Source organism: Actinomadura viridis, from assembly GCF_015751755.1.
Classification (GTDB): Bacteria; Actinomycetota; Actinomycetes; order Streptosporangiales; family Streptosporangiaceae; genus Spirillospora; species Spirillospora viridis.
The window spans coordinates 4,152,047-4,173,902 of record NZ_JADOUA010000001.1 but is presented as its reverse complement, the minus strand read 5'-3'; the positions used below and the strand labels follow the sequence as shown (position 1 = coordinate 4,173,902).

Annotated in this window: 19 protein-coding genes; 6 read left to right on the top strand and 13 right to left on the bottom strand. The window is 74.5% G+C overall.

Annotated features, from left to right (window positions below; translation table 11 throughout):
- Positions 1–637: 637 nt before the first annotated feature.
- Together IW256_RS18920 and IW256_RS18915 are read right to left on the bottom strand one after the other, a co-directional pair.
- Positions 638–1,942 (bottom strand): hypothetical protein, encoded by a 1,305-nt coding sequence (locus IW256_RS18920; RefSeq protein ID WP_197012253.1) that lies wholly within the window; start codon positions 1,940–1,942, stop codon positions 638–640.
- A 3-nt stretch (positions 1,943–1,945) separates the two neighbouring features.
- Positions 1,946–2,353 (bottom strand): cupredoxin domain-containing protein, encoded by a 408-nt coding sequence (locus IW256_RS18915; RefSeq protein WP_197012252.1) that lies wholly within the window; start codon positions 2,351–2,353, stop codon positions 1,946–1,948.
- A 187-nt stretch (positions 2,354–2,540) separates the two neighbouring features.
- On the opposite strand from IW256_RS18915, the gene IW256_RS18910 reads away from it, so the two are divergent.
- Together IW256_RS18910 and IW256_RS18905 are read left to right on the top strand one after the other, a co-directional pair.
- Positions 2,541–4,433 (top strand): hypothetical protein, encoded by a 1,893-nt coding sequence (locus IW256_RS18910; RefSeq protein WP_307828949.1) that lies wholly within the window; start codon positions 2,541–2,543, stop codon positions 4,431–4,433.
- Positions 4,430–4,663 carry a hypothetical protein gene (locus tag IW256_RS18905; protein WP_197012251.1) on the top strand — a complete coding sequence of 78 codons (234 nt, stop codon included), beginning with the start codon at positions 4,430–4,432 and terminating at the stop codon, positions 4,661–4,663. Before IW256_RS18910 ends, IW256_RS18905 begins: the two co-directional genes overlap by 4 nt.
- A gap of 203 nt (positions 4,664–4,866) precedes the next feature.
- On the opposite strand, the gene IW256_RS18900 is transcribed toward IW256_RS18905, so the two are convergent.
- Positions 4,867–5,634 carry a TetR/AcrR family transcriptional regulator gene (locus IW256_RS18900; RefSeq protein WP_197012250.1) on the bottom strand — a complete coding sequence of 256 codons (768 nt, stop codon included), beginning with the start codon at positions 5,632–5,634 and terminating at the stop codon, positions 4,867–4,869.
- A gap of 101 nt (positions 5,635–5,735) precedes the next feature.
- Here IW256_RS18900 and IW256_RS18895 point away from each other — a divergent pair, with 101 nt between their 5' ends.
- Positions 5,736–6,767, top strand: a complete 1,032-nt coding sequence (locus IW256_RS18895) for an ATP-binding cassette domain-containing protein (RefSeq protein ID WP_197012249.1) — start codon at positions 5,736–5,738, stop codon at positions 6,765–6,767.
- Positions 6,760–7,515 (top strand): ABC transporter permease, encoded by a 756-nt coding sequence (locus IW256_RS18890; protein ID WP_231403843.1) that lies wholly within the window; start codon positions 6,760–6,762, stop codon positions 7,513–7,515. The genes IW256_RS18895 and IW256_RS18890 overlap by 8 nt, the downstream gene beginning before the upstream one ends.
- A gap of 69 nt (positions 7,516–7,584) precedes the next feature.
- Here IW256_RS18890 and IW256_RS18885 read toward each other — a convergent pair whose 3' ends face one another.
- The 10 genes from IW256_RS18885 to IW256_RS18840 all read right to left on the bottom strand — a co-directional run bounded on the left by IW256_RS18885 (position 7,585) and on the right by IW256_RS18840 (position 20,003).
- On the bottom strand, positions 7,585–8,058 hold the full coding sequence (locus tag IW256_RS18885) for a TIGR00725 family protein (protein ID WP_197012247.1): 474 nt from the start codon (positions 8,056–8,058) through the stop codon (positions 7,585–7,587).
- Positions 8,059–8,141: 83 nt separating this feature from the next.
- The gene (locus IW256_RS18880; RefSeq protein WP_197012246.1) at positions 8,142–8,441 is read right to left on the bottom strand and encodes a 4a-hydroxytetrahydrobiopterin dehydratase; all 300 of its coding nucleotides are present in this window, start codon (positions 8,439–8,441) and stop codon (positions 8,142–8,144) included.
- 102 nt (positions 8,442–8,543) lie between these two features.
- The gene (locus IW256_RS18875; protein ID WP_197012245.1) at positions 8,544–10,652 is read right to left on the bottom strand and encodes an ArnT family glycosyltransferase; all 2,109 of its coding nucleotides are present in this window, start codon (positions 10,650–10,652) and stop codon (positions 8,544–8,546) included.
- A gap of 81 nt (positions 10,653–10,733) precedes the next feature.
- Positions 10,734–12,935, bottom strand: a complete 2,202-nt coding sequence (locus IW256_RS42275; protein ID WP_197012244.1) for an ArnT family glycosyltransferase — start codon at positions 12,933–12,935, stop codon at positions 10,734–10,736.
- Entirely contained in the window at positions 12,932–14,215 is a 1,284-nt protein-coding gene (locus tag IW256_RS18865) for a bifunctional glycosyltransferase family 2/GtrA family protein (protein ID WP_197012243.1), read from the bottom strand. Before IW256_RS18865 ends, IW256_RS42275 begins: the two co-directional genes overlap by 4 nt.
- 67 nt (positions 14,216–14,282) lie before the next feature.
- Positions 14,283–15,740 (bottom strand): HAMP domain-containing sensor histidine kinase, encoded by a 1,458-nt coding sequence (locus IW256_RS18860; protein WP_197016397.1) that lies wholly within the window; start codon positions 15,738–15,740, stop codon positions 14,283–14,285.
- Positions 15,740–16,462, bottom strand: a complete 723-nt coding sequence (locus IW256_RS18855) for a response regulator transcription factor (RefSeq protein ID WP_197012242.1) — start codon at positions 16,460–16,462, stop codon at positions 15,740–15,742. The genes IW256_RS18860 and IW256_RS18855 overlap by 1 nt, the downstream gene beginning before the upstream one ends.
- Before the next feature lie 74 nt (positions 16,463–16,536).
- A complete protein-coding gene (locus IW256_RS18850) occupies positions 16,537–17,964 on the bottom strand; it encodes a hypothetical protein (RefSeq protein ID WP_197012241.1) in 1,428 nt (475 codons plus the stop codon).
- A gap of 189 nt (positions 17,965–18,153) precedes the next feature.
- Positions 18,154–19,002, bottom strand: a complete 849-nt coding sequence (locus IW256_RS18845) for an ABC transporter permease (RefSeq protein ID WP_231403842.1) — start codon at positions 19,000–19,002, stop codon at positions 18,154–18,156.
- Positions 19,002–20,003 (bottom strand): ATP-binding cassette domain-containing protein, encoded by a 1,002-nt coding sequence (locus IW256_RS18840; protein ID WP_197012240.1) that lies wholly within the window; start codon positions 20,001–20,003, stop codon positions 19,002–19,004. Before IW256_RS18840 ends, IW256_RS18845 begins: the two co-directional genes overlap by 1 nt.
- A 98-nt stretch (positions 20,004–20,101) precedes the next feature.
- Here IW256_RS18840 and IW256_RS18835 point away from each other — a divergent pair, with 98 nt between their 5' ends.
- Positions 20,102–20,833, top strand: a complete 732-nt coding sequence (locus tag IW256_RS18835) for a TetR/AcrR family transcriptional regulator (protein ID WP_307828948.1) — start codon at positions 20,102–20,104, stop codon at positions 20,831–20,833.
- A 565-nt stretch (positions 20,834–21,398) separates the two neighbouring features.
- On the top strand, positions 21,399–21,764 hold the full coding sequence (locus IW256_RS18830) for a MerR family transcriptional regulator (RefSeq protein ID WP_197016394.1): 366 nt from the start codon (positions 21,399–21,401) through the stop codon (positions 21,762–21,764).
- Positions 21,765–21,856: the final 92 nt, after the last annotated feature.

Genomic DNA, 21,856 nt, shown 5'->3' with positions numbered 1-21,856 from the left:
GGAGTCGTCCCCGTCCCTCCTCAGCCAGGACATCCGGCTGCTGGTGGACGGCCGGGAGGTCGACCGCAAACGCACCTCCGACAAGGCCGTCAAGCTCGTCCACGACGGTCTCACCGTCAAGGTCACCGCCGACTGGCGCGGCGGGCTGAGCATGTGCAGGGTCGTCCCCGACCCCGCCCAGGCCGACCTGAAGGAACTGGTCACCGGGGCCGGGGAGGTCTGGTTCACCCCGCCCGAGGGCAGCCGGGCCGCCCGCCGCGAACGCCTGGCGCGCCGCCACCCCAAGCTGTTCGCGGCGCGGCACGTCGCCGCCGCGGTCGCCAAGGTGCTGCTGCCCCTGCTGGGGATCGGGGTGCTCATCCGGCTGCCCTGGCCCGACATCCCGCTGCCGGACGTCGACCTGCCCGACATCCCCCGCCCCCGCATCCCCTGGCCCGACATCGACCCGCCCTCCATCCCGCTGCCCGACCTCACCCTGCCGGGCTGGATCCAGGCGATCTTCCAGACGGCCAAGTACTGGGGGCCGGTCCTGGTCGCGGTGCTCATCGCCGTCCAGGAGTACCAGCGCCGCAAGAAGCAGCGGGACAAGGCGGCCGAACGCGCCGCCGGGACGCCCGCGGCCGACCCGCCCGGGAACTCACCCGCTGAGCAGGGCGAACAGCCCGGCGCAGGTGAGCGCGACCATGACCACGGCGACGGGCGCCTGCCCCCGCCCCGCACCCCCGGCAGGCCCGGTGCGCAGGGCCATCTCGTGGGCGGCGAGGGTGGCCGCCAGGTGCCCCAGGACGATCGCGTTGACCTGGACCTGCGCGATCAGGGAGGGACCGGCCAGGCCGTAGTCGATCCGGTGGCCGGTGGAGCCCAGCAGGTCCAGCCCGGTGCCGAACGGGTCACTGGCCAGGATCACGGTCATCTGCCCTTCGAGCAGGAAGAAGGAGAAGTAGTGCGCGAGGGTGTAGCCGAACGCGATGGGCAGGAGCGTGGCGGCGAAACGCCCCGGTAGGACCCGCCGGTCCTGGCCGGTCAGCGCCGCGCAGGCCGCCATCGCCGCCGTGTACAGCACCGCCACGGCCGCGATGGCGCAGCCCAGGCCCAGCGTGCCCGCCACCGGATCGGCCGGATCGACGTTGTCGCGCCAGTAGGTGGTGCGCGTGACCCCGTCGAAGCCGGTCGAGCCGATCAGCACGCACGCCGTCAGGACCAGGCCGGGCCCGGCGGCACCGCCCACCAGCCCGGTCAGCGGCGTGCGCAGCACCAGGACGCCGTCGGCGCGGCGGCCCAGCGGGCACAGCCGCGCCAGGAGGCTGGAGTAGACCTCGAAGCCGTCGCCGCGCGCGAACCACTCCCGCCCGTACACCAGGGCCAGCCCCACGTTCACCGCCGCGTAGGCCACGATCAGCGCCCCGACCAGGCGGGGATCGGAACGGCCCGGCGCCACCAGCTCCAGCCACACGAACGCGGTGAGCCATCCGGCCGCCGGCCGGTACCCCCACCCGGGAGGCAGTGCGCGGCGCCCTTCGGCGCTCGCGCCGGTGAGCCTGCACAGCGCCGCGTGCAGCGTGCGCAGCGGGTTGACGCGTTTCCAGACCGGTCCCGCGACCACGCTGGCGAGGGCGAGCCCCACCCAGAACGTCACGTACAACGCCCAGGGCGCCAGGTTCGCGGTGTCCTCGCGCGGCCCGGCCAGCGCGACGACCACGACGAACGCCGCGGCGGCCAGGACCAGCGCCCGCGCCGCCAGGGTGACCCGCGCCGAGTCCAGAACGCGTGCCACGGCCGGCGGCAGCGGACGGCCGCCGCCGGGGTCCAGCCGCGGCCGTTTCCAGGCCAGCGTGAGGGCCAGGAAGGAGACCGCCACCGCGGTCCCGCCGCCGACGATCGCGGCGACCGCGTCCAGGGGCAGGTCGCTCCGCCCGCCCAGCCCGTGTGCCAGGACCCGCACCGCTCAGCCCACCTGAAGCTCGAACAGCCGGGCGCCGGAGTGGTGCAGCTCGGCCTCGAACACGCCCGGGGTGGCGGCGACCAGCCGCAGCGTCGCGGGCCTCCCGGGGGCCAGCGGCAGCGTGCGGTCGTAGCCGTGCAGGTGGAACTCGTCGGCGGTGTCGCTGGTCACCGTGATCCGCACGGTGGCGCCGCGGCGTACCTTCACCCGTCCCGGGCCGGTGCGCGGCTTCCCGTTCACCACGGTCACGGTGACGTCGGTGACCGCGGCGGTCTCCGGCGCGGCCGGAGGAGACGTCGACGCCGCCCCCGGCGAACCGGTCGGCGAACCGGCCGGCGAACCGGTGGGCGCGGGTTCACCGCACCCGGACGCCGCCGCCAGCACGGCCGCCAGTGACACCGCTCCGGCCACCCCTGTCAGTCCCTTTGCCCGCGCTCTTCCCGACCCTGGCAGAACCGCCGCCCGCATCGCGCTCCTCTTCCCCTGGTGTCCTACGCCACAGAATGTGACACTAGACAATGACACATTCAAAGATGACATACTCCGGGCCGGAGGGATCAACCCGCCACGGCGGTCAGAGCGGTCGAAGGAGCACCCTGTGTGGGATGGAGTGACGGACACCGGCCGGGCCACCGCGCCCTGGCTCGCGGACGACCCCCTGAGGGACCTGCGCGTCCTCGCCCAGGAGGCCAGGCCGGCCGGCGGCGCCGCACTGGACCAGATCCTGATCGCCTCCGGCGGCGCGGCGCTGCTGACCGCCGCGCTGCTGGTGCTCGGCTGGGGCCACCGCAGCGGCCGCATCACCGTGCTGGCCCGCCTGGCCGCCCTGGCCGAACGGGGCCCCGGCCGCGGCGTGCCCGGCTGGGCCGCGCTGCCCGCGATGGTGGCCATGCTCTCGCTGATCACCGCCCTGCTCGGCATGTACTGGGACATCTCCCTGCACATCTCGCACGGACGGGACGAGGGGCCGCTGGCCAACATCGCCCACTACCCGATCCTCATCGGGCTGTTCGGCATCTTCACCGCCGGCGTGCTGGCGATGGCGCTGCCCCGCGGTGAACGCCCCGGCGGCGCGGCCGTCCGCATCACCCGCGACTGGTACGCCCCCGCCGGCGGGGTCCTGGTGGCCGGCGCCGGCTTCTACGCGCTGGCCGGCTTCCCCCTCGACGACCTCTGGCACCGGGTCTTCGGCCAGGACGTCACCCTGTGGGGGCCCACGCACCTGATGCTCATCGGCGGCGCCGGGCTCTCGCTGATCGGCATGATGCTCCTGGAACGCGAAGGCCGCGCCGCCTGGGACGGCCCCGCGGGGCAGGCCCCCTCCCCCGCCGCCCGGTACGTGCGGCGCGGCATGCACGCCGGCGGGCTGCTCATCGGGCTGTCGGTGTTCCAGGCCGAGTACGACTTCGGCGTCCCCCAGTTCCGCCTGGTGCACCAGCCGCTGCTGATCGCGCTGGCCGCCGGCTGCGCGCTGGTCGCCGCCCGGCTGTGGGTGGGCCGCGGCGGAGCGCTGTTCGCGGTGCTGTTCTACATGCTCATCCGCGGCGGGGTGTCGGTGGCGGTCGGCCCCGCGGTGATCGGCGAGCTGTGGGCCTCGGTCCCGCTCTACTTCGCCGAGGCCCTGTGCGTCGAGCTGGCCGCGCTCGCGCTGGCCCGGCGCCCGCTCGCGCTCGGCGCGGCCGCCGGCGCGCTGATCGGCACCGCCGGGTTCGCCGCCGAGTACGCCTGGAGCCAGGTCGCCTTCCGCCTGCCCTGGACCACCGACATCCTCGCCGAAGGCATGATCATGGCGGTCGTCGGCGGGGTGGCGGGCGGGCTGTGCGGCGCGATGCTGGCCGAGGGCCTGGAGGGCCGCCTGCCCCGTCCCGCGGTGTCCCGTACCGCCTTCGCCGCCGCCCTCCTGGGCGTCGCGGCGGCCGTGGCCAACGGCCTGGTCATCGACGTACCTCGCGACGTGCGCGCCACCGTCACCCTCACCGGCGTCCAGGGGGACGCGGCGCACCGCACCGCGCACGCCCGCGTCGTCTTCTCCTCCCCCGGCCGGCCCGACGGCCCCGCCTGGGTGGCCATCACCGGCTGGCAGGGCAAGGGCCTGCACGTCGAGCCCTTGATCAAGGAGTCCGGCGGCGTCTACCGCACGTCCGCGCCCATGCCGCTGCACGGCCAGTGGAAGACCCTGATCCGCCTGCACGACGGCCGCTCGCTGGCCGGCGTGCCGATCTACCTGCCCGCCGACCCCGCCATCGGGGCCCGCGAGCTGCCCGCGCCCCAGACCTTCACCCGCGACGTCCAGAGCGAACGCCGCATCCTGCAGCGCGAGCTGAAGACCGGAGTGCCCGGCTGGCTGTGGCTGGCCTGCTCCTCGGTGGTGCTGGCCTGCACCCTGGCCCTGGTCCTCGCCCTGGGCTGGGGCGTGGCCCGCGTCTCCCGGTCCCTGCGGCCCGAGCCCGCCGTCCCGGCCGGGCGGGAACGCCAGGGGACGGACGCATGAGCACCCGCATCGCCGTGCTCGCCGCCGTTCCCGCCGACACGGCCGGGTCCGGCGGGGTGCTGGCCACCCATCCGATCGTCAGCGCCGTGCCCTTCTTCGTCCCGACCCTCATCGTGGTCGCCGTGATCGCCCTCATCGTCTGGCGCGACCGCCACCGCGACGACCGCGACCACGAGGGTGGGGATCGGGGGACGGCCTCGAGCCGGGAGGACTCCGAGCCCGGGGAGTAAGGCACCCCTCCGCCGGCCCGCGGAACGGCCAGGGCCTGTCTCGAGCTGGCCTCAGCCACCGCGCGAGCGCGCTGGCTGCCAGGTGGGGCGATGCCGGAGGCGAGCGCCGCCTGGCAGATCGCGAAGCGATGTCGCGCTCGCATAGGCCCGGTCAGGCGCGAGCCGCCAGGCGAGGGCCGTGGGCCGGGGCTTTGAAACAGAGCCTAGCCGCGGCCCTGCTCGCGCACCAGCGCCTCCATGCCGTCCAGCAGGCGTTCCAGCCCGAAGACGAAATCGTCGTCGGGCCCGCCGGCCTCCCCGAACACCCCTTCCTTGATGAGGCCGTGCAACTCGGGGAAGCGCACGGGATCGGTGAGGGAAGCCAGCAGCGCGCCGTAGTTCGCCAGCATCTCCCGCTCGTTGGTCGAGGACGCCTGGAACGCCGTCTCCAGGTCGTGGGACATGGTCGCCTCGGTCCGGACGTAGCCGCTCAGCAGCAGCAGGATGCCCACCCTTTCCGGGCCGGGCAGCCCCATGCCGGCGGTGGCGCGCAACGCCGCCTCCATCCACGCCACGTTGTTGGGCATGACCGGCGGCCCGGTGATCGGCACGCGCAGGATCCAGGGGTGCCGGCGCAGGGCCCCGCGCATCGCCCACGCCCAGGCCGACAGCCCCTCCCGCCACCCCCGCTCGGGCCCCGGCAGCGGCGGCGGCTCGCCCATCACCTGATCGAAGACCAGCATGAGCAGGTCGTTCTTGGAGGAGACGTACCGGTACAGCGCCATCGTGGACGCGCCGGCCTCCGCCGCCACCCGGCTCATCGAGACGGCCTCCAGCCCCTCCGACGAGCCGACCCGGACGGCGGCCTCCACGATCCCCTTCAGGCTCAGGGCCCGCTTGGGCCCCTTGCCCGGGCGCTCGCGCAGCCCCCACGCCAGCTCAACGCTCTCCGGCAGTCCGCCGCCCTCGCCGACCTCGTTGTCCTCGCTCATCCACGTTCCCGGGGTTGACCACCAGTCCACCGATGTGTATACCCTACGCAGTACCGCGTATGCCATACACAGTAGTGCGTACGCCATATACGGAGGAATCCATGAGCGATGAACCGGCCATAGCCGCCGGCGGGCTGCGCAAGTCCTACGGATCGGTGCCGGTGCTGGAGGGCATCGACCTGCACGTCGCTCCAGGCGGCGTCTTCGCGCTGCTCGGTCCCAACGGCGCCGGGAAGACCACGACCGTACGGATCCTGTCCACCCTCACCCCGCCCGACGGCGGCACCGCCAGCGTCGCAGGGCTGGACGTGGTGACCCGGCGCCGCGAGGTCCGCAGGCTCATCAGCCTCACCGGCCAGCACGCCGCCATCGACGAGCTGCAGACCGGCGAGGAGAACCTGCGCATGATGGGGCGGCTGCGCGGCCTCTCGCGCGCCCGGGCCCGGCGCCGGGCCGCCGAGCTGCTGGAGCGCTTCGACCTGACCGAGGCCGCCCGGCGCCGGGTCGGCACCTACTCCGGCGGCATGCGCCGCCGCCTGGACCTGGCCGCCGGCCTGGTCACCGACCCGTCCGTGCTCTTCCTGGACGAGCCCACCACCGGCCTGGACCCCCGCAGCCGCCGCGCCATGTGGGAGATGGTCACCGACCTCACCGCCGGCGGCGTCACCGTCTTCCTCACCACCCAGTACCTGGAGGAGGCCGACCGGCTCGCCGACCGGATCGCCCTCCTGGACTCCGGGCGCGTCGTCGCCGAGGGCACCGCCGCCGAGCTCAAGAGCCGCGTCGGCGGGCAGCGGCTCGACCTGGTCGCCACCGGCCCCGCCGCCTTCGCCGAACTCGCCCGGACCCTCGGCGGACGCGCCGTCCACCGCGACGAGGCCGGGCACACCATCGGCGTGGCCACCGACGGCTCGGCCGCGCACATCCGCGGGCTGCTCGACGAGATCGACCCCACAGGGACGGCCCTGCGGCGGTTCGCGGTGCACGACACCACCCTCGACGACGTCTTCCTCGCCCTCACCGGCCGGGCCGTCACCCGCGACCGCACCGCGGCCCCGCCCGGCGGCGATGCCGCCGCCGACGCTCCGAGAACCGGCCCGGCGGCCGGTGGGAAGGAGGACTCCCTTGTCTGAACTCGCCACATGGCCCGTCCTGGCCGGCCGCAGCCTGCGCCTGACGCTGCGCAACTTCGAGTCGCTGCTCATCGCGCTGCTGCTGCCGGTCATGGTGATGCTGCTGTTCGTCTACCTGTTCGGCGGGGCGATCCAGACCGACACCCCCCAGTACGTCACCTACGCCCTGCCCGGCGTGCTGCTGCTGTGCGCGGCCTACGGATCCTCCATGACCGCGGTGATGGTCGCCGACGACATGAACGAGGGCATCGTCGACCGGTTCCGCTCCATGGACATCGGCGCGCGCTCACTGCTGTCGGGCCATGTCACCGCCAGCACGCTGCGCAACCTCGGCTCGGTCACCATCGTGTTCGCCGTCGCGTTCGCCATCGGCTTCCGGCCCTCCGCCGGGCCGGTGGGCTGGCTCGCCGCGATCGGCCTGCTGATCACCTTCATCGTCGCGATGTCGGCGGTGTCGGCGGTGATCGGGCTGCTCGCCCGGACCACCGAGGCCGCCAGCGGCTTCACCTTCTTCGTGCTGTTCCTGCCCTACCCCAGCAGCGCGTTCGTCCCGATCGAGACGATGCCGGGCTGGCTCCACGGCTTCGCCCGGCACCAGCCGGCCACACCCCTCATCGAGAGCGTGCGCGGGCTGCTGCTCGACCAGCCGGTCGGCACCCGCCCCTGGACCGCGCTGGCCTGGTGCGCCGGGCTGCTGCTGACCGCGGCCGTCCTGGCCGGGCCCCTCTTCCGCCGCCGCACCCGCTGAGCCGGCCGAACCCGCCGATCCCGCTTGGTCACGCGGATCGCTCGAACACCGCTCCGGCCGACCGGCGCCTCACTCCCACAGGCCGGTCAGCCGGAGCGCCTCGGCGGGATCGGCCGCGTGCAGGACGCCCCCGGGCGGGCGGCCCTCCTCGTCCACCACCCGCCAGCCGCCCAGCTGCACCACCGGAACCCGGCCCCGCCGCATCGCCAGCGCCAGCTCCGACAGCGTCCCCCACGACCCGCCCACCACGATCACCGCGTCCGCGGCGTTGACGATCAGTGCGTTGCGGGCCTGGCCCAGCCCCGTGGGCAGCGCGACCGTCAGATCGGGCCCGGCGGCGCTGCGGTCGGCGGCCGACAGCACCCCCACCACCACACCGCCCGCCGACCCGGCCCCCGCGGCCACGGCCGCCATCACCCCGCCGTACCCGCCGCAGATCACCACGGCCCCGCGACCGGCCAGCAACCGCCCCGTCTCGTAGGCGTGGTCCCACTCCCGCTCGGTGCACTCGCGCGGACCGCACACCGACACCTGCACCGCCACCCGTATCGCCCCCGTACCGCTCCATGTCGGCGACCGGTCGAACGGCCCGTACCGGGCCCGGCCGGTCGTGGAGATCCTCCGGCCTACTCGGCGCCGTGCGCGGCGGCGATCTCCTCGATCCGCCCCGCCAGGTCGAAGTCCCGCGCCGTCAAGCCCCCGGCGCTGTGCGTGGTCAGCGCGAAGGTCACGGTACGCCAGCGGATGTCGATGTCGGGATGGTGATCGGCGGCCTCGGCGGCCCGGGCGACCTCGGCCACCATCTCGATCCCCGCCATGAACGAGGGGGCCTTCAGCCGCCGCCGGATCTCCGCGCCGTCACGCGTCCAGCCGGGCAGCTCCTCCAGGCGCGCGGTGACGGCGGTGTCGTCGAGCAGATCTGCCATGGCCGCTTCCCTTCGCTCGCTCCTTTCCCGAGTACATCACGACGCCCCCGCCCGCGCCCCGGCCGTCTCCCGCCGCCCGGCGGCCGGCCGCCGGGCGGTCGGTCAGCCGCGCCGGGCGGTCAGGTCGTACAGGGTCACGCCGTCCACCGTGACCGCGGTGAAGTTCTCCCGCACCCACGCGGTGATCTTCTGCGCGGCGTCGCTTCCGCTCCGCGCGCGCCCCGTCATCGCCCCGCCGCCGATGAAGTAGTGGATCCTGCCCGCCGCGACATGGTCCTGGAACCCCTCCGGCGTGGGCGCCGGATCGGTGCCGTTGAACCCGCCGACGGCCATCACCGGCAGGCCCGTGGCGAGCTGGTACCCGGAGGCGTTGTTGGACCCCACGGCCGCCGCGACCCAGGTGAACGAACCCGAGCCGGCCTTCAGCAACGCCGTGACCTGCGCGCCGGGCGTGGCGGCGTTCAGCAGCCCTCCGCCTCCGCCGCCTCCACCGCGTCCCGGACGGCCGGTCCCGCCGGCACCCTGTGGCCCGCCCTGCGGCCCGCCCTGTCGCCACTGCCCGCCGCCCGGCCGCATCGCTCCCCGCCCCGGCTGCGCGGCGCCCGGCGGCGGACCCGCGAAACCAGCCCCGTCGCGGCCCCCGTCCGGGACGCCGCCGGGACGCCCATCCCCGCGGCCCGGCCCCCGCATGCCCCCGGGACCACGTCCGCCGGGACCGAACCCGGTGGGCGGGCCCGCGACGACGATCGCGCCGGTGTGCGGGGTGGTCACCGTCTCGAGCGCGTAGGCCGCGGGACCGGCGAGCACGCTCACCGCCCCCAGCGCCCCCGCCCCGGCCGCCACCGCGCGCGGCAGCCGACCGGCGGCCACCAGCAGGACCGCCGCCACCAGCCCGCAGGCAAGGACGGCCGGGGCCAGCCCCGGAGACCAGTCCCGCGCACGCCCCAGCAGTAGGTACGCCCAGACCGCGGTGCCCGCCACCACTCCGGCCAGCACCACCGACGCGGAACGGCTCCGGCGGCGCTCCCACAGCAGACCGGCGCCCATGCCGGCCAGCACCGCGATCGGCGGCGCCAGCGCCACCGTGTAGTACTCGTGGAAGATCCCCCGCATGAAGCTGAAGATCACGGCGCTGATCAGAAGCCAGCCGCCCCACAGGGCGAGCGCGGCACGGAGCGGATCGGTGCGCGGGGCCCGCCGCGTCGCCCACAACCCTGCCGCCAGCAGGACCAGCACGGCGGGCAGCAGCCAGGAGATCTGCCCCCCGATCTGCGGACCGAACATGCGCGCCCAGCCGGCGTCGTGATCGAGGTTGCCCAGCCCGCCGACCTCGTCGCCGTTCAGCTGCCCGATCCCGTTGTAGCCCAGGGCCAATTCCAGCACGCTGTCGCCCTGAGACCCGCCGATGTAGGGCCGGGACGAGGCGGGCACCACAGCGACGACCGCCACCCACCAGCCCGCCGAGACCAGCAGCGCCGCCCCCGCCGCGGCCAGCTGCCACAGCCTGCGGCGCACCGGCGCCGGAGCCGCGACCAGGTACACCACCGCGAAGACCGGCACCACCAGGAACGCCTGCAGCATCTTGGCCAGGAACCCCGACCCCACGCAGCACGCCGCGAACACCAGCCAGCGGGTGCTCGCGCCCTCCTGCGCCCGCACCATGCCGTAGGCGCCCAGTGTCAGCAGCAGCACCAGCAGCGCGTCGGGATTGTTGAACCGGAACATCAGCGCCGCGACCGGTGTCAGCGCCAGCGTGGCACCGGCCAGCAGCGCCGCGCCCTCCCCCGACCGCCGCCTGACCGCGGCGTACACCGTCCCGACCGCCGCCACGCCCATCAACGCCTGCGGGACCAGGATGCTCCAGGAGTTCACACCGAACACACGCCCCGCCAGGGCCATCGGCCACAGTGCGCCCGGCGGCTTGTCCACGGTGATGGCGTTCGCCGCGTCCGAGGAGCCGAAGAAGAACGCCTTCCAGCTCGTGGCGCCCGCCTGCACCGCGGCCGAGTAGAAGGAGTTCGCCCAGCCGGACGCGCCCAAGCCCCATATATAGAGGACGGCCGTGCCGAGCAGCAGGGCCAGCAGGGCGGGCCGCGCCCAAGGCGGATCCTGCGTGCCCCCGCGTATCAGGACGCGCACCAGGCCGCGCAGCCGTCTCACCGGCCCGCCGCCGGGCGCGGTGGCCGGGACCTGGGGCAAAGTCGTCGTCATCGATAGTTCCTTCACGTGAACGGGTGGGCAGGAACAGGGCAGGCGGGGACGGCCGGCGCGCGACCGCCCCCGCCCGCCTCCTCAGCCGAGCCTGTAGAGCCGGACGCCGCCATCGGCCCCGGCGGACGAGGAGGACGAGGAGGACGAGCCTCCGAATTCGCTCGGGTCCACCAGGGTCCCGTTCTCCCGGACCCAGGCGGTCACCTCGGCGTTGCCGCGCGAGGGCCCCATCCGCCCCTGGCCGTTGATCAGGATGTGGCGTAGCTCGCCGCTCCTGACGTACCGCTGCAGCTTGTCCACGGTCATCGCCGGGTCCGATCCGGTGAAGCCGCCCATGGCGATCACCGGCTCGCCGGTCCGCAGGATGATCGACGACGCCTCCTGGGCGCTGCTCACCGCCACCAGCCAGCGGGCGCCCTCACGGTCGCGCTGAAGGTAGCGGACCATCTGGTCGCTCACCTGGGCGCGAGGACCGCCGCCGACGCCACCACCGGCGCCGCCACCGGGCCCCCGGCCGTCCCGCGCCTGGCCGTCCGGGGGGCGGCCGGCCTGGTCCTGGCCCGGCTGTGTCCTGCCGCCCGGCCCCTGCCACCCGGCAGGTGGCCCGGCGGGCATCTGACCGCCACCGGGCGCCGGGCCGCCGGGGAACCGGCCGCCCGGCATCCCGCCCCGCGTCACCCCGGACCGGCCGCCCTGCTCCGCCGACGGGCCCGCCAGCGGGTTGGTGCCGTTGACCGGTGACCACGAGCCCGCCAGGACGTACGCCGCGGGGCCCGCCAGCCCCGCGACCGAGGCCAGCGCCAGCCCCGCGACGACCACCCGGCGCCCCCGGCCGCCGAGCACGCGTCCGGCCACCAGCGCGGCCACGGCCAGGACGGTCACCGCGGCGACGGCCCAGCGCAGCCACGGGTTCCACTCCGGGGTACGGGCCAGCAGCACCAGCGACCACGCCCCCGTGGCCGCGACCGCGGCCGGAAGCACCCACGCCCAGGCCACCGACCGCCGGTAGGCGCCGTACAGCAGGACCACGCCCGCTCCCGTCAGCGCCGCGACCGCCGGGGCCATCGCCGTGGCGTAGTACGGATGGAAGATGCCCTCGGCGAAGCTGAACACCACGTAGTGCAAGACCAGCCAGCCGCCCCACAGCACCAGCCCAGCCCGCGCCGGTTCCGCCCGCGGCCGCCTCCACACCAGCACCAGCCCCGCCACCAGCGCGATCACCGCGAACGGCAGCAACCAGGAGATCTGGCCGCCCATGACGTCGTTGAAGAGCCTCCCCGGCCCCGAGGCGCCGCCGAACCCGCCGAAACCTCCGCCGCCGAAACCACCACCACCGGGGCCACCGCCCGGACCTGCGCCCGCGCCCCCGCCAGGGCCGCCGCCGCCCTGCCCGAAGATCCGCCCCAGCCCGTTGTAGCCGATGACCAGGTCCCACACGGTGCCGTCGGTGCTGCCGCCGATGAACGGGCGGCCACGGGCCGGGATCAGGTCCACCACGGCCATCCACCAGAACGACGACACCGCCAGCGCCGCCCCCGCGGCCAGCAGATGCCCCACCCGGCGCACCAGGCCGGGCCTGGCCGAGACCAGGTACACCAGTGCCAGCGCCGGGACCACCACGAACGCCTGGAGCATCTTGGTGTTGAACCCGCAGCCGACGAAGACCGCCGCCAGCACCGGCCAGCGCATCCGGCCCGACTCCACGCCCCGCGTGCAGGCCCAGGCCGCCAGCACCATGAACAGGACCAGCAGCGTGTCGGGGTTGTTGTCGCGGTTGATCGCGACGGTGATCGGCGTCAGCGCCAGCGTCCCGGCCGCGACCAGCGCCGCCGGGATCCCGAACGCGCGCCGCACCGTGGCGTGCAGCACCGCCACCGCGGCCGCGCCCGCCAGCGCCTGCGGCAGCATCAGGCTCCAGGTGCCGAACCCGATGACCCGGGCGAACAGCACCTGGGCCCACAGCGACATCGGCGGCTTGTCCACGGTGATGAACGATTCGGCGTCCAGGGATCCGAAGAAGAACGCCTTCCAGCTCTGGGTGCCGCTCCTGACCGCCGCCGAGTAGTAGGTGTTGCCCAGGCCGCCCTGCGTCAGGCTCCACCCGTACAGGGCGAAGGCCAGCAGCACGATCCCCCACAGCGCGGGCCTGGCCCAGCGCGGGTCCTGCGGGGCGCCCAGCACGAGCCGCTCGAGCCGCCGTGCCCGGCCGCCGGGCTCGGCCCGCCGCTGCGGCGGCCGTGGCGACCGCGCGGCGGCGGAATCGATCGTTTCGGTGCCGCTCATCGGGTCTGCTCCCCGGTGGTGAGGTGTGCGGGAACGGCAGGCCCTTCGGGACGGCGGCCGAGGCGGCGCGGATGGAAGATCCAGGCCCGCATCAGCAGGAACCGGACCAGCGTGGCCACCGCGTTCGCGCTCACCAGCGCCGCCGCCTCGACCGCCCGGGAGGCCCCCGGCGTCACGGCGTGCAGCAGCGCCAGGCCGCCCGTGCTCAGGCCCAGCCCGAGCAGGAACGCCAGCCCGCCCTCCAGATGCTGCCGGAACGCCCGCTCGGGCCCGGTCACCCCGAAGGTGAAGCGGCGGTTGGCGGCCGTGTTCCCGACCGTGGTGATCACCAGCGACAGCGCGTTGGCCCACAGCGGCCCCATGACCAGGCGCAGCAGCACGAACAGGACGAGCTGTGCCAGCGTGCTGAAGATCCCGACGATGGCGAAGCCGGACAGCTGCCGCGCCATCCCCGCCGGCAGTTCCGGGCGGGGCCGGCCGCCGACCGGGGCGCGGAACGCGCCGGTCAGCATCCGCCGTCCGACCCGTGCCATGCCGCGCAGGTCGTCCAGCGCGGTGCGCAGCACCTCCACCCGGCTGTCGGGGTCGTCCACCCAGTCCACCGGGACCTCGTGGATGCGCAGCCCGTTGCGTTCGGCCAGCAGCAGCAGCTCGGTGTCGAAGAACCACGCCTCGTCCTCGACCGACGGCAGCAGCGCCTGCACGATCTCGGTCCGGGCCGCCTTGAACCCGCACTGGGCGTCGGAGAACCGCGCCGCCAGCGTCGTGCGCAGCAGCAGGTTGTAGCACCGGGAGATGACCTCGCGCCGGGGGCCGCGCACGACCGCCGACCCGCGCGAGAGGCGGGTGCCGATCGCCAGGTCGCTGTGCCCGGAGATCAGCGGAGCCACCAGCGGCAGGAAGGCGTCCAGGTCGGTGGACAGGTCCACGTCCATGTAGGCGACCACGTCGGCGTCGCTGCCACCCCACACGTGCCGCAGCGCCCGGCCCCGGCCCTTGCGTTCCAGGCGGACCGCCCGCACGTGCGGCAGCCCGGCCGCCAGGTCCTCGGCCACCCGCCGGGTGCCGTCGGTGCTGGCGTTGTCGGCGATGGTGATCCTGAACGGGTACGGGAAGGTCTCGGTCAGGTAGCCGTGCAGGCGGCGGATGCTGGCCTCCAGCACGCGCTCTTCGTCGTGGACGGGCACGACCACCTCGACGAGGCGCCGCCGGCCGCCGCCACCCGGCGGGTCCGGACGCGCCCCGGCCGCGGCGGCCGGATCGGTGACCAATCGGTTCATGCGACCACGGTCACGGGCGGGCGTGGGAGCGGCCTTAGGCGATCATTAACGTCCGATGAGAAAGGGGTCAGTCCCGGTCCGCGGGACGCTCCGCGGTCCCGGGCAGCCACACCCGGGCCAGGGTCCCGCCGCCCGCGGCCGGCTCCAGCAGCACCCGGCCGCCGCAGCCGGTGACGGTGCGGGCCACGATCGACAGGCCCAGCCCCGACCCCGGCAGGCTGCGCGCGGACGGCGACCGCCAGAACCGTTCGAACACGTGCGGGAGGTCCCCGGCCGGGATCCCCGGCCCGTGGTCGCGCACGCTCAGCTCACCGCCGGCCAGGCGCACCCGCACCGCGCCGCCCGGCGGGCTGAACTTCACCGCGTTGTCCAGCAGGTTCACCACCGCACGCTCCAGCGACGCCGAGTCCCCGGTCACGAACCAGGGCTCGGCCGCCAGATCGATCCGCAGGCCCGGGCCGCGCAGCCGGGCACGTTCCACCGCGCGGGCCGCCACCTCGTTCAGCGCCACGGTCTCGTGCGCGGGCTCGGCGTCCTCGGGCCGCGCCAGCTCGAGCAGATCGCCGACCAGGCTCGACAGCTCCCGCATCTGGGCCTTGACGCTGACCAGGAGGTTGTGGCGGGTGGCCGCGGGCAGCTCCCGCCCGCTCGCCTCCGCCCGCAGCAGCAGGTCGATGTTGGTGCGCAGGCTGGTCAGCGGGGTGCGCAGCTCGTGCCCGGCGTCGGCGATCAGCTGCTGCTGGTGGTCGCGGGAGGCGGCCAGCGCCGCGGTCATGGTGTTGAACGAGCGGCTCAGCCGGGCGATCTCGTCGGCGCCCTCGGCGGGGATACGGGTGCCCAGGTCCTCGGTTCGGGCGATGTGCTCGGTCACCGCCGTCAGCCGGTCCACCGGCCGCAGCGACGCCCGCGCGACCAGCAGCCCGGTGCCCGCCGAGGCCAGCACCCCCAGCGCCGCGACCGCCACCAGCGCCAGCGCCAGGTCGGCGAGCGGCTCCTCCACCTGGTTCAGGTTCAGCGCGTAGGAGACCGCGGCGCGGGTGCCGTCGGGCGTCACGAACCCGGTGGTGCGCACCCGGACGTCGACCCGCTCGCCGTCGGCGGTGACGCCGGTGCCGTCCCGCACGATCCACTGCCGTGCGCCCCGGGCGACCTGGAGATCGGCGCCGGTGACGGTGAGCGAACCGGCGTTGGGCACCGTGCACGGGTCACCGCCGGCGCTCACCAGCTGCATGATCTCGTACGGGCCGGGGGGCCGGAGCCGGGCGCCGGTGGTGGTGGCCGCCGGGGAGCAGCCGTTCAGCATCGCGGTCAGCTCGCCGGTCCGGCGCCAGTCACGGGGCCCTGCGGGGATGCCGCCGCCGGGCGGGACGACCGGCCCGCCCATCACCGCCAGGCGCCGGTCGATCTCGTCGTAGAGCTGGTCGCGGACCAGGAACCAGCTCGCGGTGGCGCACGCGGCGACGGCCAGGGCGACCGCCACGGCGGTGAGCAGCGACAGCCTGCCGCGCAGCGACGGCCGCCGCATCACGACACCGATCGCAGGACGTAGCCGACGCCGCGGACGGTGTGCACCAGGCGGGGCAGCCCGCCGGCCTCGGTCTTGCGGCGCAGGTACATCACGTACACGTCCAGGGAGTTGGAGGCGGGCTCGAAGTCGAACCCCCACACCGTCTCCAGGATCCGCTCGCGGGTGAGGACCTGGCGCGGATGCAGCAGGAACAGCTCCAGCAGCATGAACTCGGTGCGGGTCAGCTCCAGCGTCCGGCCCGCCCGGGTGACCTCGCGGGTCACGGTGTTCATCCGCAGGTCGCCGAAGGCCAGCGGCTCCCCGGGGCGTCGCCCGGCGGGGGCGGTCATCGCGCTGCGCCGCAGCAGCGCTCGGATGCGCGCCAGCAACTCGTCCAGCTCGAACGGCTTGGCCAGGTAGTCGTCGGCGCCCGCGTCCAGGCCGGTGACCCGGTCGCCGACCATGTCACGCGCGGTCAGCATCAGCACCGGCATGGTGGCGCCCCGGGCGCGCAGCCGCCGGCAGGTGGTCAGGCCGTCCATCCGCGGCATGAGGACGTCGAGGACGACCAGGTCGGGCGGCTGCCGACCGACCTGGTCCAGGGCCATGACGCCGTCGGCCGCCTCACCGACCCGGTACCCCTCGAACTCCAGGCTGCCGGCCAGCGCCTCCCGGACGGCCGGTTCGTCGTCCACGATGAGGATCCGGGCAGGCGTCGCCCCCGGGGTGCCAGGCTCCATGGGCACAAAGTAATCGCGCCTGACCGGCGGTCATGCCGGTCGGCGGCGTTTCTCACCGATATTTCAGGAACTTCTCAGACGGTGCCGGAGGGTGGGGCGGTGTCCTGGTCGGCGGCGGCGGCGGTGGGCCGGCCGGTGGGATCGGTAGTGGGCTCGGTGGTGGGCTCGGTGGCCGTCCGCCAGGGGTCGTCGTTGGCGGGCGCGGGCGCGACCAGGGAGGCGGTGACCTCGGCGGCCCGGCCCAGCAGCCCGGCGACCGACACCACGATCTCGTCGGCCTCGCTGACCCGGCCGCGCTCGCGCCCGCGGTGGACCTGGACGTCGAGCACCTCCACGGCCTCGAACTCCGTCCCGGTGTCGCGGGCGGGACTCCCGTCCCTGGCCTCCCCTGACTCCCCGGTCTGGCCGGTCTGCCCGGTCCGGCCGGGGGACGGGGCGGGACGGGTGGCCGCCGTCCAGGTGGTCCGCGTCACGTCGACCACCACGTCGCGGGCGACGTCGAGCATCAGGCCGCGCAGCTCCTCGCGCAGCGCGAGCTTGAGCGCCTCGCGCAGCAGCTCGGCCATGACGGCCTCGATCGTGGCGGCCGCGGCGCGCGCGGCCAGGTCGCGGGCGGTCCGTGCCACGGTGCTGCCGGCCACCGCCGTGAGCAGGTCGCCCGCGGAACGGACCGTGTCGCGCACGGTGCCGCGCAGCGCGTCGTTCTCCGCCGCCATGGCGGCGACCTCGGCGGCCATGCCGGCGGCGGCCGCGGTCAGCGGCGTCCTCGCCGCCGCCTCACGGGCCCTCCCGCCGACGCCGGTGACCAGCTCGCGGGCCGCCTCGCGGGCGGCCTCCCGCATCACCCGCACGACGACGTCGCGGCCCAGGTCCATGGCCACGTCCACGGCCACCTCGGCGACCGTGTCCAGGGCGGCGTCCACGACCGTCCGGGTGGCGGCCTGCACCACCGGGGCCGCGACGGTCCGGCCGGCCATGTCCCGCGCGGTCGCGGTGGCGGCGCGGGTGAGGGGGTGGCGGGCCGCCAGCCGGGCCGCCGCGACGGCCATCGGATGCGAGGCCGCCTGCCCGGCGATCGTCATCGCGGTGGTGGTGACGTCGAGGGCGGCGCCGCCCACCGGATGCGTCTCGGCCGCGGCGCGGGCCTCCCGCACCGCCTTCTCCGCCGCGGTGGTGGCGATCTTCACCGCGGTCTCGCGGGCCGCCTGCTCCACCGCCCGCATCACCGGGGTGCCCGAGAGCTGCTCCACGATCGTGGTCGCGGCGCTCCCGGCCGCGTCCCGCGCGGCCTGGCGGACCGGCTCGGTGACGGCGGTCGCCAGCCGGGCGGCCTCGGCCGCCGCGGGCGCGACGCCGTTCCACAGCTCCTCGATCCGCTCCGCCGCCGCCCGGTCGAGATCCGCCGGGGACGGCCGGTCGATCCTCACCACCGGCTCCGCCGCGGGGTCACGGTCGTGCGGTACCGCCCCGCCCGGCTCCCGCGCCTGCTCGTCCACGCCCACGCCCCCAGGATGGTCGGGTCTTTGACTTCACCATAACCGGCGATGACAGGTTTCTGTGTTCTTGAGGCCGACTCCTGGAATGGGCCGGTCTGTACCGGACGTCGGGTAGGGCCGCCTCCGTCCGGCAGTCGGCCCGGCCAGCCGGTCGTACCCCGGCGCCGCGACCGCCACGCCGCGCCGGGGTTCCGGTCAGCGGCCCTTGCGCGTGTAGGTGCGCACCGACAGCGGGACGAACACCACCAGCAGCACGGCCGACCACAGCAGAACGGTCGCGGTGGGGTGGGCGAGCGGCCAGGCGACATCGCCCGCCGGGACGCCGGGATTGCCGAAGAGGTCGCGGCAGGCGGTGGTGAGCGCGCTGGCGGGGTTCCAGTCGGAGATGAACCTCAGCCAGCCGGGCATCCCCTCGGTGGGCACGAACGCGTTCGACAGCATGGTGAAGGGCAGCATCAGCGGCATCAGATGGTCGGCCGTCTCCTCGTTCTTCACCACCAGCCCGAGGTAGCACCCCACCCAGCTCAGCGCGTACCGCATCAGGCACAGCAGCAGGAACGCCTCGATGGTGGGCAGGACGCCGTGGTGGGGCCGCCAGCCGACCAGCAGGCCCACCCCCGCCATGATGCCCAGGTTCAGGGACCCGATGAGGACGTCGGCGCCGGTCTGCCCGAACGGAACCGCCATCCGGGTGATCGGCATGGAGCGGAACCGGTCCATGACGCCACGGGAGGCGTCGGACGCCACCCGCATCGTCAGGGCCATGACCGAGGTGAACGTGATCATCACGAACAGGCCCGGCATGAGGTACTCGCGGTAATCCCCGCCGCCGGGCACCTGGATGGCGCTGCCGAACACGTACCCGAAGAGCACCACCATGAGGGCGGGGAAGACCAGCGCGCCGATGAGCCCGCCGGGCTCGTGGCGCATGCGGCCCGTCTCCCGGCCGACGAGGGTGAGCCCGTCGGCCAAAGTCCAGCGGAGCCGTTCCATCGTCGAGGGAAGTTCCGCCGGTGAGGGAAGGGGCGTCGTCCGCACGGTCATCACGCGCTCTCCTTGAGCCGGCGGGGCGTCCCGGCGGGCCGTTCCTCGTCGCCGGCCGCGGCGGGTTGCCCGGTCAGGCGGAGGAAGACCTCGTCCAGCGTCGGGCGGCGCACGCTCACGTCGGCGGCGGCGATCCCGGCCCGGTCCAGCTCGCGCACCACGTCGGCCAGCCGCACCGGCCCGGTCCCTCCCGCCAGCGGGACGCTGAGCCGGCCGGTCTCGGGTGAGGGGCGCGGGTCGGTCCCGGTCAGGCCGCCGAGGACCGTCGCGGCACGGGAGATCGCCGAGTGGTCCTCCAGGACGAGGTCGAGGCTGTCGCCGATCCCGGCCTTGAGCCGGTCGGGGCTGCCGCCGGCGATGACGCGGCCGTGGTCGACCACGGCGATGTCGTCGGCCAGCCGGTCGGCCTCGTCCAGGTACTGGGTGGTGAGCAGCACGGTGGTGCCGTCGGCGACCAGTTCCCTGACGCTGTCCCAGATCTCGTTGCGGCTGCGCGGGTCGAGCCCGGTGGTGGGCTCGTCCAGGAAGAGCACCCGGGGCCGCAGGATCAGGCTGGTGATCAGGTCGAGCCGGCGCCGCATGCCCCCGGAGTAGCCGGCCACCCGCCGGTCGGCGGCCTCCGCCAGCCCGAAGCGTTCCAGCAGCTCGTCGGCCCGCTCGCGGGCCCGGGCGCGCGACAGGTGGGAGAGCCGGCCGAACATGCGCAGGTTGCCGCGGCCGGTGAGCTTCTCGTCGACGGCGGCGTACTGCCCGGCCAGGCCGATGAGGGCGCGCACCCGGTCGGCCTGGCGGACGACGTCGTGCCCGGCGATCCGGGCGGTGCCGGCGTCGGGATCGGCGAGCGTGGCCAGGATCCTGATCAGCGTCGTCTTGCCCGCCCCGTTGGGGCCGAGGACGCCGCAGACCGAGCCCTCCCGGACGGTCAGATCGAGCCCCCGCAGCGCGCGGATGGCGCCGAAACTCTTGCTCAGCCCCTCGGCCACCACGATGGGTTCCGCCATGAGCCCCTCCATTGGGTACGTCGTACGCGGTTTATGCCCCGAACAGTAGACAACCGAGTACGCCGTACGCAACTAGGATCCTCTCCAGGAGGTGACCGGTGGCCGACGACACCGAGTACGTGAACATCTGGATGCGCCCCGAACGGCCGGCCCGCGGGCCTCGCCCGGCCTACAGCCGCGCGCAGATCACCGAGGCGGCCGTCCGTGTCGCCGACGCCGAGGGCCTGGAGGCGGCGTCCATGCGGCGGATCGCGGCCGAGATCGGGACCGGGGCGATGTCGCTCTACCGGTACGTGCCCTCCCGCGACGACCTGGTCGAGCTGATGGTCGACCACGTCACCGGGGAACTGCGCCTTCCCGGCCGCCCCTCGGGCGACTGGCGCGCCGACCTCACCCTGATCGCCGAGCGGTACCGGGCGATGAGGCTGCGCCACCCGTGGCTGGGCGACGCCCGCCGCGTACGGTCCTCGTTCGGCCCCAACACGCTGCGGCTGCTGGAGTTCGGCCTGGGCGCACTGGACCTGGGCCCGCCGATCGACGACGTCCTCGTCCTGTTCGGGATGCTGAACGGCTACATCGACGACGCCGTCGAGGAGGAGCTGGCCTGGCAGAACGAGGTGCGCCGCAGCGGGATCAGCCGGGAAGGATGGATGGGCCGGAGCGCCGCCTACGTTCACCGGCTGATCGACGGCGGCGACCATCCGATGCTGGCCCGGGTGGTCCGGGACGCCCGGCAGCCGCACATGGACCCCGACGCCCGCTTCCACTACGGCCTCGAACGGGTGCTGGACTGCATCCAGGCCGCCCTGCCCCGGAATGACCGTCTGTGATCTACGAAACTCTACAGTGATCGGAGTAGATTTTCGCGCCGGGTGCGGGTATTGTTCCTGTCATCGAAGACGAACGAGTCCATGAGATGCGGGTAGAGGACGAACTGCCCGAAGCGATGGATGAGCGGACCGGGCGTGCCGGAGCCAACGCAAGGCAAGGGGCTCTGGCAGCCGGTCCGCCCCGCGGCCATCGGGCCGCGGCAAGAAGAACACGCAGTACCGCAACATGCAGTACAGAAACACGCAGTAGCACGGCACGCAGTGAAGTCGAGGAAAGGAGGGTTCGGCGCCATCGGGATCGCCCGCAAGCGGCTCCAGTCACGTCGCGCGGGTACCGCAGCTCCACAGATTGGATGGTGGTCTACGGTCACGCAACCGCGATCCCCGCATCCCCGCCCATCGTTCGGGCGGCTGATGCGGACGAAGCCCGGCCTCAGGGCCGGATAGATGGTGTTGTACCTCTGGGCCCCGGCGCCGCCTTCTGGCGCCGGGGCCCCCGTTGCTTACCGCCTCACCGCGTTCCCCAGGGAGTACGGAAGGTCTTGTGAAAGCACCCCAGCCGGAGATGACCGGCGGCCATCCCGCCCCGCAGGGCGACACTGACGACACGCTCGACGACAAATTCGACGATGAGGACTACCCGGCCTACAGCATGGGGCGCGCCGCCGACATGCTCGGGGTCACCCCGGCGTTCCTGCGCAGCCTGGACGCCAACCAGCTGATCGTCCCGCAGCGCTCGCCCGGCGGGCACCGCCGCTACTCGCGCTACCAGCTGCGCCTGGCCCAGCGCGCCCGCGACCTGGTCGACGAGGGCACCGCGCTGGAGTCGGCCTGCCGCATCATCATCCTGGAAGACCAGCTCGCCGAAGCCCGCCGCATCAACGCCCAGCTCCGGCAGGAACGTCCACCCAGGCAGGACCCACACCGGTAGAAGCGCCGTCCTCCGTCCGGCGGCTCCGGTGACCGAACGGGCGCCGGTGCGGACAGGAGCGGGGCGGGCCTGAACGGGGGCGTTCAGGCCCG

Excerpts from the sequence above, each read along its gene's own strand:
- IW256_RS18905 (WP_197012251.1), top strand. The coding sequence starts at position 4,430 with ATGAGCACCCGCATCGCCGTGCTCGCCGCCGTTCCCGCCGACACGGCC.
- IW256_RS18900 (WP_197012250.1), bottom strand. The coding sequence starts at position 5,634 with ATGAGCGAGGACAACGAGGTCGGCGAGGGCGGCGGACTGCCGGAGAGC.
- IW256_RS18895 (WP_197012249.1), top strand. The coding sequence starts at position 5,736 with ATGAGCGATGAACCGGCCATAGCCGCCGGCGGGCTGCGCAAGTCCTAC.
- IW256_RS18880 (WP_197012246.1), bottom strand. The coding sequence starts at position 8,441 with ATGGCAGATCTGCTCGACGACACCGCCGTCACCGCGCGCCTGGAGGAG.
- IW256_RS18875 (WP_197012245.1), bottom strand. The coding sequence starts at position 10,652 with ATGACGACGACTTTGCCCCAGGTCCCGGCCACCGCGCCCGGCGGCGGG.
- IW256_RS42275 (WP_197012244.1), bottom strand. The coding sequence starts at position 12,935 with ATGAGCGGCACCGAAACGATCGATTCCGCCGCCGCGCGGTCGCCACGG.
- IW256_RS18865 (WP_197012243.1), bottom strand. The coding sequence starts at position 14,215 with ATGAACCGATTGGTCACCGATCCGGCCGCCGCGGCCGGGGCGCGTCCG.
- IW256_RS18860 (WP_197016397.1), bottom strand. The coding sequence starts at position 15,740 with ATGCGGCGGCCGTCGCTGCGCGGCAGGCTGTCGCTGCTCACCGCCGTG.
- IW256_RS18855 (WP_197012242.1), bottom strand. The coding sequence starts at position 16,462 with ATGGAGCCTGGCACCCCGGGGGCGACGCCTGCCCGGATCCTCATCGTG.
- IW256_RS18845 (WP_231403842.1), bottom strand. The coding sequence starts at position 19,002 with ATGACCGTGCGGACGACGCCCCTTCCCTCACCGGCGGAACTTCCCTCG.
- IW256_RS18840 (WP_197012240.1), bottom strand. The coding sequence starts at position 20,003 with ATGGCGGAACCCATCGTGGTGGCCGAGGGGCTGAGCAAGAGTTTCGGC.
- IW256_RS18830 (WP_197016394.1), top strand. The coding sequence starts at position 21,399 with ATGACCGGCGGCCATCCCGCCCCGCAGGGCGACACTGACGACACGCTC.